We start from the raw sequence: 13,033 nt of genomic DNA on the forward strand, positions 1-13,033 counted from the left end.
CACCGGGGTGAGTGGCTCCAAAGTTAGATGTGCCAATGAAGGGGTCCACATAATCGCTGTTACCTGCCATTGCATCATGAAGCGTAAAGGCGCTAAGAATAAGGATTAAAATACGTGTCATGGTTGATTACTCTTTGTGAAGACCCGTTTTACTCTGGTCATTAGGACGTTGCGTAACAGGACGCAGATATTGCTGGAGGGTTTTCTTAAGCCTCTGTTTTACATGGAAATATATATTTTAACCATGCACTTCCCCCTCATCTTACCGGTGAGTTTATACCCGACGTGTTACGAGTGTAATCGATTACAATTTGCTGCGCCAGAGAGATAACAAAAAAATACTATCCTGCCCTTGTATAGGTGAATAATAAGGAAACGAACGGCGTCTCCGCATCTAATGATATCGATTACATAGGTACTTGCCATCGTGCTAACATAGTGTGATCATTAAGCACTGTGCCCATAAAGGGGCGAGCATGGTTATGGAAACGAAAGGCTCATGACAAACATAAAAAAGGTAAGTGAACTGGCAGGGGTATCCACAGCCACAGTATCAAGAACCTTAAAAAACCCTGATCTAGTGACCGAACATACCCGGGAAAAGGTGATGAAAGCGGTTAAGGCCGCGGGCTATAGACCAAACTGGATGGCGACCAGTGTTAAAACAGGGAAATCCAATTCTTTGGTGGTGCTGGTGCCTAACCTTGTTAACCCGTTCTTTATGCGCATTATTGAAGGCATAGAACAAGCGGCCCAAGAGCAAGGATATTCGGTGCTGCTGGGCGATACTCAGGGCAAAGCGGAACGGGAGCATGAATACGCAGGTATGGTGTTATCGAATCGGGCCGATGGCTTAATTCAACTAGATCATACTTTCCCCTTTTCCGAACAAGATACGGCATTAGCGCAAAATGTACCTATGGTAAGTGTGTGTGAGCGCATTGAAGGCAGTCGCAAATATCCTTATGTTGAATTAGATAATTATGCGGCGGGTAGAGCCCTAGCTCATCACCTCGTTGCTTATGGTCACACTCAATTTGGTGTGATTGCCGGGCAACGTGCCAGCCAAATCTATACTGACCGGTTGGCAGGTATACGCAGTGTATTGGCAGAAGAAGGTATCCCCCTTAGTGATGAGTACGTGGTAGGAGACCACTATTCTATTGAAACCGGTATTGAAGGCGTTCAGCAGTTACTCGCCTATGATCAACCGCCAACGGCGCTACTTTGTTTAAACGATGATATTGCCATTGGGGCTGTGTTTGAACTGAAAAAGCAAGGGTTGCGTATCCCCACCGATATTTCTGTGACCGGGTTTGATAACGTGCGGGTTTCAGCCTACCTTGATCCACCGCTAACGACGGTGGATCAACCAGCATATGAAATGGGGAAGCGGGCAGTAGAGGTGCTAATTCGACAAATTCGCCGTGAGCCATTGCATCGGTCGCGGGAAATCATGCCTTTTCAATTACTGGAACGGCAAAGTTCCGGCCCCGCACCTTCCTCCCTATGACGTGACCTCTTATGATCTTAAATAGCAAGCTGTAATCGATTACATTTTGGGGTGGTGACAGAGCATGATGGTACGTGCTGGCTGAAAACCGGTGAAAACATCGGAATGAGGATGTCAGGGCGATAACGCACAAAACTGCTTAAAAAACTTACGGTAGGCTGGGGTAAGGGGAGTGTTTTATCGCTGAAAACGACAATGGCGTTAGCATGAAAACACCCGATGACGTGCACCGGGTGCTAGTACTGAACATAGTGTCAAATTTTGCTGAGGTAACGACGCAACAAGTCGCCGGGTTACTTAAAAAAGTGCCATATAATACTGTGCTCAGAGCCCATGCTCCATAACACCACCACGGCTATCATTAAGGCTTCAAGTACTAATACCCCAAGACATAAAGTTGATGTGGACAAAATAAACCCTTCTTTACGGCTAATGCCTAAAAAGGTAGGGGTGCCAGCATAGAGTAGGTAGGCGGTATAGCATAGTCCCATAACGCCGGCGAAAACACACAACCAGAAAATGGGGTACAAGGCTACCACGCCGCTGAGTAACAAGGGGGTGGCTGTATATCCGGCAAATACAATACATTCAGCGCGAGATGGCCGCTGGGGGTATTTTCTTGCCATCCAGTGAATGATGCTACCCACCGCTGCCACGGCGCAAAGAATAAGCAAATAAAATATCACGCCCAGTCCAATACCGGTGGCAACTGAAACTTGGAATGCGTCTTCGCCACCGAATGTCCAACCGAACCGGGTGGTACCAATAAACGCACACACAACGGGAATTAAGGCATACCATAATACATGGTGTGTGTATAAATGGCTGACAGTTTCGTGTTCTTTATTGATGTCGCGCCATTCTTTATCGGGATGGTGGATTAAACCCCAAATGTGATTACTCATACTCAACACTCCTGCTGGCGAAATAATGTACATCTTTATTATTAACATATTATTCACATTAATCCACAAAAATTAACGACGTGTTGGGTAGGAGCCATAAAAAAGGCCAGCATGAGGCTGGCCTTTTGTACCGGCGAGAGGAGAACTAATCCTCTACAAACCCTTCATTCACACGAATGGTGAGGGGGTGATAGCCTGGTTTTGCCTCTTCAAAAGCTTTCTTGGCAAAGGCCTTACCTTCTGGGGTTTGGGCCAGTGCTTGATAAAGAGGTTTTACCAACTTGTTCCTGCCGATATGCACCAAGTAATCGTACAATCTATCGTAAGCAGGTTTGTATTCGTTGTTGACCGCAATTAACAGCCAGCTATGGGCAATTTCATTGTTCGTACTTTGTGTTAGATGAAATACCGTATCCAGTTCGTTAAGTTGAGGCTCAGATAACTGTTTTGGCATGTTGTTTAGGAAATACAGCCATTCGTGGGTAGTCCATTGGGCGCTATTGATTTGCGCTGCACTAATGTCACCATCTAACCAAGCTTGTCGCGCCGTATCAATTTTGTCAAAGGCATCGGATACCGGCACGGGAGCACCTTCCGGAAGGCCTGGCTCAAAGATCCATTGGTGAATACGGGCTTTGCTTAATTTATCGGGGTATTGTTTAAGCAGGGTATCGTTGAGGTAATCAACGAAGGTGTCAGTGGTAATACTTTGGAAGGCAAAATGGTCAAAGTAGGCCATCAGGAAGGCATCAAAATTCGCCCGACCCACTTTTTGTTCCAGCTCTCGTAAAAACAGCGCGCCTTTTTCATAGGGAATATCAGAGAACACATCATCAGGGTTACGACCGCGCAGATCGATGGCCAAAATTTGGTCTTTCGGGGGCAGGGTATTTAAATCGGCCTGTAAGCTTTGATAGCCCAGCACGGCTTCCATACTAAAGCGGTGTTCACCATAGACCATTTCCATAATGCGATAGGTTAAATAGGTAGTGAAGCCTTCATTTAGCCACAAGTCACGCCATGTGGCATTGGTCACGGTATTGCCTGACCAACTGTGGGCCAGCTCGTGGGCAATGAGGGATACGAGGCTTTTATCACCGGCGATAACGGTGGGAGTAATGAAGGACAACCGTGGGTTTTCCATTCCACCAAAGGGAAACGATGGCGGAAGGATAAGCAGGTCATAACGATCCCAGCGATACGGACCGTAGGTATTCTCTGTGACCTCCAGCATGCTTTCGGTGTCTTCAAATTCCGCGGCGGCAGCATCTAAGATCTCTGGCTCTGCGTACACACCGGTGCGCTTGCCCATGGCCTTAAAATCAAGGTGCCCAATGGCAAGGGCAATCAGATAAGACGGGATGGGCTGAGGCATGGTAAAGGTGTAATCACCATCCATTGGAGTATCCGGATCGTTGGCGGCACTCATCACGGCCCGTAACGCTTTCGGCGTGCGTATATGCGCATCATAGGTAATGCGTACCTGTGGAGAATCCTGCAGGGGAATAAAGCTTCTGGCGTGAATGGCTTGGGCCTGAGTAAACAAAAACGGATGCTTTTTACCCTGAGTTTGGGCCGGCGTTAACCATTGTACGCCGGAAGCGTTAGGCGAGGTGGCATAGTCGATGGTGACCTGGCTTGCCTGCTTGGGTAGCGAAATAGACAAGGCGCTGCCAAGGTTTTCATCGGGCTCAGAAAGGCTGTATTCCACGGGTTCGCCATTTACTGTAACCTGCTTGATGGCAAGGTCGCGGGTATCAACGATGAGCGTATCGGCATCGTCTTTTATCCGTTTAAAATCCAACGTTGCCGAACCAATGAGTTCATGTAAATTGAAATCGGCGGTTAAGGATAAATCAAGGTGCGTTACCCGCACTTCATCGGGATTAGAGAATGAATGATAGTCCGTGCCAGATACCATTGCGGATGTATGGGTGGCGTCGGCGGGCATCTTTTCTGTCGGGGGCTGGGTTTTATTCGCCAGATCGGAACAGGCGAATAAAAGTGGTGCACTTATGAGCACCCATGAGAGTTTATTCATTGCTTTCCTTTACTCTTCAAATTAGTCTGAAAGCTAACAAGCCTGATGCTTGTTCAGCGTAACAATGACAATAGCAGCCAGTGACAAAATCGAAAAGGCAAACGCCATGAATCGAAGTGCTTCACCGACTAATCGCTATTGGAATGTGCGCCGTATTACATTTAAGGTATCAGCCAAGATAAAATTATGAAGGGAAGGGAATAATGAAGAAAGTTCTGGTCATTTTGCTGTTAATCGTTGTGATCATCGCCGGAGGCGTGATGTATCTGGCAAGCAATGCGAACGATTTTATTCGCACGCAAATTGAAACCCAAGGCACCAAATACCTGGCAACGCCAGTGTCTGTAAGTGCGGTGGATCTGTCTTTCAGTGAGGGGAAACTCACCATCACCGATATCGATGTGGAAAACCCGGACGGCTTTAGCGATGAAGATGCCTTGAGTTTAGACGCTGTCACGCTGGACATCGCCGGTGCCACCCAAGAGCCCTACCGCATTCAGGAAATCACCGTAGACGGCCCGGAAATCTTATATGAAGTGGATGCTAGCGGTCAGGGTAACCTATTAGTACTGAAAAACAACCTGATGGAAAACCTGCCCACAGGGGAAAGTGAAAGCACACCTAGCGAATCAGAAGGCGCCAACCCCAAACTCATCGTTGATGAAATTACGGTCAGTAATGCCAAATTAACACTGAATTTTGAGAAGCTTGATACTGGCGATATTGAGCTAGATAAAAAAGTTTACGATGTTACCTTACCCACGTTTAGCGCGGGCTCTATTGGTCAGCCCGATGGTTTACCCGCCGATCAGGTGGGCGCGGCTGTGGTCAGTAAAATGTTAGATAATGTCATTGCCCAAGCCAAAGCTGAAGCGAAAAAAGTGCTGGCAGAAAAAGCCAAAGAAAAAGTACAAGAGAAAATCGACGAAGAAAAAGAAAAGCTGATGGAAAAAGGTAAAGATAAGTTAAAAGGCCTGTTTAATTAATATCGGTTTTGCCATGCTTACAAAGCCTTGTTGTATCGCAACAAGGCTTTTTTTTGCAATAGTCAAATCTCCCACTATGAGACTGCGATAACCTCATGGAATCTCTCATTATTTCCAAAGAATTTAGGGAGGCGTTTGTCAAATATAACGGTGGGCTCCCTTGGCAGTTTGCCATTGTAAAGCCATACGCGGTCATTCGTAGTCTTTATCGCATTTCTTACAATCAGGTTAAAAATAACGATGACGTCACTTAAATACGGCCTTATCTGTTTTTCAGTTTTATTCTTTGGCTGTAGCAGTCAGCCTACGGTGTTTGTTTACGCTAAGTATTTAGATAATCAACAACGAGAAGACGTGACACGTACCTTCGAACAATCAGGTAAGTATCAGGTTGAGCTAAACGAATTTGATTTTCCCACCAGTGTCACAACCAACACCTTGCTGTATTCTTTGCTGTTGCGGGATCCTGATACCATTGACGCAGCCGCAGATTTATCGGCCTCTGCGGGGTTCCCTATTCAGCGTACTCAAGGGTTAACACAAGGTAATAACTGGTATACCAAAAACTCGATGGCACTTTTTCTTCTGCCGGCACATCTAGGCTCCCAAGCTCCCTTCTTTGTTCAAGATCTCGTTCACGACTACCTTGCCGATAACTGTGATGTTGCCCAATCCCTTACCCTAGCGAAAGATGGTACGTTTAGTCTGCAATTTGCGACACCCAATCATGGCGCAACCAAGGAGTCCGTGCATGGAACCTGGAAGTACCGACAATATCCCTTTGTGGAATTACAATCCCGAGATTCTCCCTATGCAGATTTTTACTTTGAAATTGAGCAGTTTAGGGGAGCAGATAAGGTAAGTGAAATCGATTATCTTAAGCTGCAACTGCTAAATGGTTCTTTACCGGAAGGTTGTGCGTTTTTGATTGGAACGCGCATTTAATGGCATCTTCTTTGCTTTTTAGTTCGTGAAAGCCCCGTAGACTGCGGCGAAGTCGATGGCCCTAGTGGGTGATACGGTTTTTCCTTGGTTGCGGGTTTTCAATTATAAAGCTAGCTTAATGGGTATTTTAAGCTAGACTGCAATGGGATAAGTATCAATTAAAACGGCGTTATTCCATCATGAGAAAACTCTGATAAATGAATACGGCGTTTTAAAGAGCTTTTTATATTTACATTTCACGATATAAGGCAAAAGGAACTTCAAAATGAAAACTAAAACAATCGCGCTAGCATTATTGTTATCTACATTAGGTGTAACAGCCTGTACAGACTCAGATAAAGAAACAAAACAAGATGTCAAAGAAGAGATGATGTCTGACATGGAAGAGACTGGTGAGGCCACCGCTGATTCTATGGAAAGCGCCAAAGAGATGGCATCTGACACATGGGATGAAGCTAAAGATACTGCATCTGACGCCTATGAAGAGGGTAAAGAAATGGCATCTGATGCGTATGAAAGTAGCAAAGATAAAGCGTCTGAGATGATGGATGATGGCGCGGAAAAATCCGAAGAGCTAAAAGATGCCGCAGGGGACAAAGCGTACGAAGCTTGCGTCAAAATGAAAGAGAAAATGGGTGGTGATGTGAGTGAGTGCGAAAAAAACAACTAAGTTTAAATCGTAACCGTCAATCAGCTCTAACGGCTCATAATGCATCTTAATTGGGTGTCATGAGCCGTTTTAGTTTCTCCCGCTACTGCATTTCCCAATACATCACTGTATATATCCCGTCCTCATACTGAGTGAAATTTACTTAATCGGCAATACTAGCTTGAAAGTAATAGCGTTATCTTTCACTGCAACTTCTAGTTTTGCGTTAATGGCCGAACTGAGTGTCTTTGCGATAGATAAGCCAAGACCAAAATTATTGTGGGAGGAGCGGGCGGTGTCTTTTTGCCAAAAGGGATCGAAGAGTTGATGAATGTCACTACTGTCTAATGGATTGTAAAGCGGGTTACTGACAGAGAAAACAAGGGATTGTTCTATATTATATGTGGCAACAATAACCTTTGAATCACGAGGGCTGTATTGTTTTGCGTTGTTCACCAGATTACTAATAATCGATTCGAGGGCAAACAGGTTACTCACAATCGCCGGTAGTTCCTTTGCTAAATGAAACTGTAAGGCCGATACATCACTGTGTTCTAGTATTCTCATAATAACTTGGTTTAGATCGCAAGCATCTTTTTTAGCGAGTTGTCCATCGTTGTACTTGTGTAGAAGTAATAGGTTTTCGACAATTTTTTGTAACCGTAAACTGATCTGCAAAACCTCGGGTTTAAAGCTTACGGCAAGCTCTTTTTCGGCGGGAAAACGTATCGATACTTCAGCTAGATTAATCAGTTCAGCAATAGGTGTCTTGATTTCATGTGCAATATCAGAGGTTAAGCGTTTCTCTCGTAGGTAGAGTTGGCGATTTTCTTCTATAAACAAATTTAAGCTGTCTACGATGGGAGATAATTCCTTTATAGGTTCATCAATGCTAATACGGGCATTTTTGTCCACAATACGAAGTTGACCAATATCTGCATTTAACTTGCTTAAAGGGGCCAGAGCGGTATCAATGGCCTTTCTGACAAATAAACGAATGAATATGATCACGGTGATAGTCGTGATAATAAAAATGACGTCTATCAGCCAAAGTATAAAGTTAACTTCTTCTGATGAGGCCGCATAGGCTAGTGTGAGTCCCTTCCCCCTTCCTTTCTTGTGCACTTTGTTGGTATCTAGCTGCTGGTTTGGGCTCACCTCTGGTATAAATTTAATGTATATAATTCGGCCGTCTCGGCCATCAGGCAATGGGTTTTCCAGTATTTTCGACGTACCCATATCTAAGTTTTTAAAGGGGAGGTTTTTTTGCGGAAACAAATCGAGGCTTTTTGACCGAGCAACAATATTTTCATTGTTCCATATCTGAAAATACTCGGGTTCGATCTGACTATTGAATTCACTCATATATTGACTTGAAAAATCGAAAAAAAGCCCTTCGCTATCCTCTCGGATTAGCGTCATCAACATGTTTGCTTTTGCTTGCATACTGCGGTCGAATTCGTCATCTATCCAACTGTCAACGGCGATGTCTATCGCTAACAAAATGCACAAGACTAACCCTGCAATAGATAGGGAAAGCGTGACAACTAACTTATTGCGAATCGACCGTATTGTCACCCTTGTACCATATACCCAAAACCACGTTTAGTTTTAATGGGTAATTCACCACCGGCAACTCTTACTTTTTTTCGTGCGGAAGATAGATGAGCTTCAATTGCATTCTTTGACACTAAATCATACTGTCCTGCAATGTAATTACTTAATTGCTCGGGGCTAAATACCTTGTTTTGATTGCTAAATAAACATTCAACTATTCTATATTCATTAGGGGTTAAATCGATAATTTTATTACCGACTTTTAATAATTTTAGTTGCAAGTTTAATGCTAGATTCTTCACACAAATGACATCGCTCGTGGTTTTCAATTCGCCCCGGCGCATTAGGTTTAGTAATCGGGCATGCAACTCATCAAAGGAAAAGGGTTTGGTGAGATAATCATCAGCACCGGTCAAAATACCGTTGATCCTATCTTCGGGTTCATTTTTGGCGGATAAAATAAGTACTTTCGTATCAAGGCGCTTTGCTCTTAATGCTTGAACTAAGGTAATACCATCCACGCTAGGCAACATAATATCAAGTATGATTAATTCGTATTCTCCTGTCATCACCATAGTTAACCCTTGAGCGCCATCTCCTGTGTCATCTACAGCAAAACCAAGGTTTTTCAATCCCACTCTGAGGCTACGTCGTAGCGAAACAGAATCTTCGATAATCAATAGCTTCATGTACAACTCGTTTAATTAAGATATCTATCAAACAATAGGCTACCACCTAAAGCTTAAGATTGACTTAAGCACGGTGTAATTCCCTAACATTCAGTTTTTTATCAGCATTTCTTAAGTTTCGCTGCTTAGTATTGCGGCACTTTTTGTGTCTGAGTACCACTATGACAGTAAGACGTTCTGTTTTAAAACCCGCCTTTCGCTTAATGCTTTTAATGATGACAATATTTTTTGTTTCTCGTATTGGGCTAATGATATGGCTACACACGCGCTTGGAGAGTGATGATTGGTTAGGGGTACTAATTGGCGGTTTTAGAGTTGATTTAAGCAGTTTAGGTTACCTGATGTCGGTGCCTATTTTCCTGTTAATGATGAATTTGCTTTGCTATCGAAAAACGCTGCTTTTCCAATATGTATTTTCATTGTATGGCACCTTGATAACCACTTTTGTCTTAATTTTTGAGTTAGCCACTCCCGCATTCATTACGCAATACGACGTAAGACCTAACAGGCTGTTTATAGAATATCTCGATTACCCAGATGAAGTGCTTTCTATGCTACTTCATGGTCATTTTCTAGTAATGCTAATTACGCTAACAGTGGGGATTACAAATAGTTTTTTTTGCTATCGATACCTTCGATATAGCTTTGTAAGCTCCCATTCCAGCATTAGAGTATCGGTGGATATTGGTTACTTGATCGGTGGTTTATTGCTGTGTCTTTTTGCTGCTAGGGGCACATTGAGTCATCGTCCTATTAATCCTGCACTCGTTTATTTTTCGCAAGATGCGTTAGTCAATTCATTGATACTTAATTCTTCATATAGTGTTGCATTTGCATTAAAAAATATGGGGAATGAGAAAAACGCTCGGCGCTTGTATGGCTCTTTACCTGCCAATGAAATTATCAATACCGTGCAACAAGCATCTTACCGAAAAACGTTCTTAACCACCGACATTCCAACTTTGGCGCTAAATAAACCATTTTCCAATAAAACTAATAAAAATTTGGTGATCATACTTGAGGAAAGTTTAGGTGCTAGGTTTGTGGGAGAATTAGGTGGCACCGGAATTACCCCTGAACTTGATAAGCTCTATCAACAAGGCTGGGGATTTGACAATCTCTATGCGACAGGTACGCGCTCTGTGCGCGGAATCGAGGCCGTGATTACTGGCTTTCCTCCGTCTCCGTCCCGCTCTGTGGTTAAATTATCCAAGTCTCAACATAAATTCTTTTCAATCGCTGATGTGCTGCGTAGAAGGGGGTATGCAACACAGTTTATCTATGGCGGTGAAAGTCATTTTGACAATATGAAAAGCTTTTTTTTAGGCAATGGGTTTACCGATATTGTTGATTCAAATGACATAGAAAATCCGCAGTTTACTTCCTCATGGGGAGTCAGCGATGAAGATTTATTCCATCAAGCAGATATAGAGTTAAGCAAATTAAACGATGTTCAACAGCCATTTTTTAGCCTAATTTTCACTTCTAGTAATCACGATCCCTTCGAAATACCAAAAGGAAAAGTGTCTTTGCCAAAAGGACACAGAACAGACAATGAAAAACGGGATCTCGCGATTAAATATGCCGATTACGCACTCGGTCAATTTATGACTAAGGCGAAAACGAAGGCGTATTGGAACAACACCGTATTTTTGGTGGTCGCGGATCATGATGTGCGGGTTTATGGATCAGAGCCAGTGCCTATAAAGTCGTTTCATATTCCTGCGATCATACTAAACAGTGATATGGGGGCTAAACGTGACACCCGTCTCGTTAGTCAAATGGACTTACCCGTTACGCTATTGTCTCTTTTAGGCATTGAACAAGCCACGCCAATGCTCGGTTTTGACCTGACTAAACACTATCCCGTTGAACGAGCGATGATGCAGTACTACGATAACTTCGCCTATATTGAAAATGACCATGCAACAATACTAATGCCTGACCGAAAGGTTAGCTATTGGTCTTATGATAAGAAAAATAAGATTCAACTAGCACTAGATACAAAAGGGCTAGTAAAAAAAGCTTTAGCGCATGTGCTATTTAGCAACCTTGCTTATTCCAACCAATGGTATCGCTTACCAAATGAAAATAGCGATAAGGAATAAGCATGAAATTCTATTTAAGTCGACTATTTAGTAAACCTTGGACGTTAAAATACAGCCAATTCGTCTGTTTGTCTGCCTTGTACTTGGTTATTGCATTTAATGGGATCTTTTTATCAAAATCCTTTATCGCAGCAACCCTCCCAAGTCAGGTTAATTGGTTTTTTGTTATAAGTGTTCCATGCCTGCTTTTTTGCCTGTTTGTACTGTTATTAAGCTGGGCTTCATTAATAACCTTTGTGAAACCCGTAATTATCGTAAGTGTACTTGTTTCTTCTATTTTGTTTTATTCAACGTTTAATTATGGCGTTATTTATGACAAGCCTATGTTGCAAAATATTCTCGAAACGAATTCTGGAGAATCTTTATCCTATTTAAATATTTATGTTGTTGTTTTTTTCATTTTAATAGGTGTGATTCCTGCCTACTTCTTTTTTAAAGTTGAAGTGGTGGGGCGTTTTCGTAGCCGCCTAAAAAGTTTTATGTTGCTGAATTTTTGGGTGTTTTTATGCTGTATCGTTATTTCTGTACCCTTTTATAAAGATTATGCTGCTGTGGGACGAAATAATCGGCAACTTATTAGCTATATCATTCCTTTCGCTTTTTTCGGTGCAGGATATAAGTATTTGCGCGACAACTATTTTTGTCCCCCGTTAGCCTTTACAGTACTCGATAAAACCCCCGCTCTTATTGATAGTGACGCCTCATCATTGACCGTCATGGTGGTAGGCGAGACAGCCCGGGCGGCCAATTTTTCATTACAAGGATATTCCCGAGACACCAATGACTTTACCTCTAGATTAGGCATGATCTACTTTAAAGATGTCTCTTCATGCGGCACTGCAACGGCGATTTCGGTGCCTTGTATGTTTTCTCGTTTGGGGAGAAAGGATTATGATGCTCGTTTGGCCCAAAGCCAGGACAATGTGCTTGATATCATCCAACGTAGCGGTGTTGAGGTCACATGGATAGATAACAACAGCAGTTGTAAAGGGGTGTGCGCCCGGGTTAAGGCTGTGACCATAGATCCTAGCCAAGATAACCCACTATGTGACGGACACTATTGTTACGATGAAATACTAGTGAAAGAATTGGCACGTACCATTGCAAGTAGCCAGGCAAAACATCAGTTGGTTATTTTGCATATGATAGGTTCTCACGGTCCAACCTATTTTCGTCGTTACCCTATAGACAAAAAGCGCTTTATTCCGGATTGCCCCCGCAGTGATATTCAAAACTGCAGTAATCAAGCACTTATCAATACCTATGATAATACGATTGCTTACACGGACTGGGTGTTAAGCGAGTTAGTATCGCTACTAAAAAGCAGCGACATATCAGAAAAGTCCCTTCTTTATGTCTCGGATCATGGCGAATCTCTAGGCGAGAAAGGACTTTATTTGCACGGTTTCCCCTATGCGTTGGCGCCGGAGGAGCAAACCCACGTCCCTATGTTGTTTTGGAGCAATAAGTTAGATAAACCTTGGTTTAACCGTTGTGTTCGACACCAGCAGATAAAGGCGTTTTCCCACGACAATATTTTTGACACGCTCTTAGGTCTTACTCACGTAATGAGCTCGGAGTATCAGCCCACCACGGATATTTTCAATTCTTGTTCATTCCATTAACAGTGATAAGAGATT

General features: G+C 43.2%; 10 protein-coding genes. 6 read left to right on the top strand and 4 right to left on the bottom strand.

Annotated elements, in window-relative coordinates; translation table 11 throughout:
* The first annotated feature begins 499 nt into the window (after nucleotides 1-499).
* Nucleotides 500-1,513 (top strand): LacI family DNA-binding transcriptional regulator, encoded by a 1,014-nt coding sequence (locus V5298_RS02515; protein WP_332929891.1) that lies wholly within the window; start codon nucleotides 500-502, stop codon nucleotides 1,511-1,513.
* A 293-nt stretch (nucleotides 1,514-1,806) separates the two neighbouring features.
* On the opposite strand, the gene V5298_RS02520 is transcribed toward V5298_RS02515, so the two are convergent.
* Both V5298_RS02520 and V5298_RS02525 read right to left on the bottom strand, forming a co-directional pair.
* Entirely contained in the window at nucleotides 1,807-2,418 is a 612-nt protein-coding gene (locus V5298_RS02520) for a Yip1 family protein (RefSeq protein WP_332929892.1), read from the bottom strand.
* A 145-nt stretch (nucleotides 2,419-2,563) separates the two neighbouring features.
* Complete coding sequence (locus V5298_RS02525) at nucleotides 2,564-4,459, bottom strand: M1 family metallopeptidase (RefSeq protein WP_332929893.1); 1,896 nt, start codon at nucleotides 4,457-4,459, stop codon at nucleotides 2,564-2,566.
* 203 nt (nucleotides 4,460-4,662) lie between these two features.
* On the opposite strand from V5298_RS02525, the gene V5298_RS02530 reads away from it, so the two are divergent.
* The 3 genes from V5298_RS02530 (at nucleotide 4,663) to V5298_RS02540 (ending at nucleotide 7,060) form a co-directional block, all read left to right on the top strand.
* Complete coding sequence (locus V5298_RS02530; RefSeq protein ID WP_332929894.1) at nucleotides 4,663-5,445, top strand: AsmA family protein; 783 nt, start codon at nucleotides 4,663-4,665, stop codon at nucleotides 5,443-5,445.
* Nucleotides 5,446-5,685: 240 nt separating this feature from the next.
* Nucleotides 5,686-6,390: a hypothetical protein gene (locus V5298_RS02535; RefSeq protein WP_332929895.1), complete on the top strand. Its 705-nt coding sequence runs from the start codon at nucleotides 5,686-5,688 to the stop codon at nucleotides 6,388-6,390.
* A gap of 265 nt (nucleotides 6,391-6,655) precedes the next feature.
* A complete protein-coding gene (locus V5298_RS02540) occupies nucleotides 6,656-7,060 on the top strand; it encodes a hypothetical protein (protein ID WP_332929896.1) in 405 nt (134 codons plus the stop codon).
* A gap of 138 nt (nucleotides 7,061-7,198) precedes the next feature.
* On the opposite strand, the gene V5298_RS02545 is transcribed toward V5298_RS02540, so the two are convergent.
* Complete coding sequence (locus V5298_RS02545; RefSeq protein WP_332929897.1) at nucleotides 7,199-8,617, bottom strand: sensor histidine kinase; 1,419 nt, start codon at nucleotides 8,615-8,617, stop codon at nucleotides 7,199-7,201.
* The gene (locus tag V5298_RS02550) at nucleotides 8,614-9,285 is read right to left on the bottom strand and encodes a response regulator transcription factor (RefSeq protein ID WP_332929898.1); all 672 of its coding nucleotides are present in this window, start codon (nucleotides 9,283-9,285) and stop codon (nucleotides 8,614-8,616) included. The genes V5298_RS02545 and V5298_RS02550 overlap by 4 nt, the downstream gene beginning before the upstream one ends.
* 161 nt (nucleotides 9,286-9,446) lie before the next feature.
* Between V5298_RS02550 and V5298_RS02555 the strand changes: the two genes are divergently transcribed.
* Complete coding sequence (locus V5298_RS02555) at nucleotides 9,447-11,393, top strand: LTA synthase family protein (protein ID WP_332929899.1); 1,947 nt, start codon at nucleotides 9,447-9,449, stop codon at nucleotides 11,391-11,393.
* 2 nt (nucleotides 11,394-11,395) lie between these two features.
* On the top strand, nucleotides 11,396-13,018 hold the full coding sequence (locus tag V5298_RS02560; RefSeq protein WP_332929900.1) for a phosphoethanolamine--lipid A transferase: 1,623 nt from the start codon (nucleotides 11,396-11,398) through the stop codon (nucleotides 13,016-13,018).
* The last annotated feature ends 15 nt before the right edge of the window (nucleotides 13,019-13,033 follow it).

This window comes from Alteromonas sp. 14N.309.X.WAT.G.H12, from assembly GCF_036697315.1.
GTDB lineage: Bacteria > Pseudomonadota > Gammaproteobacteria > Enterobacterales > Alteromonadaceae > Alteromonas.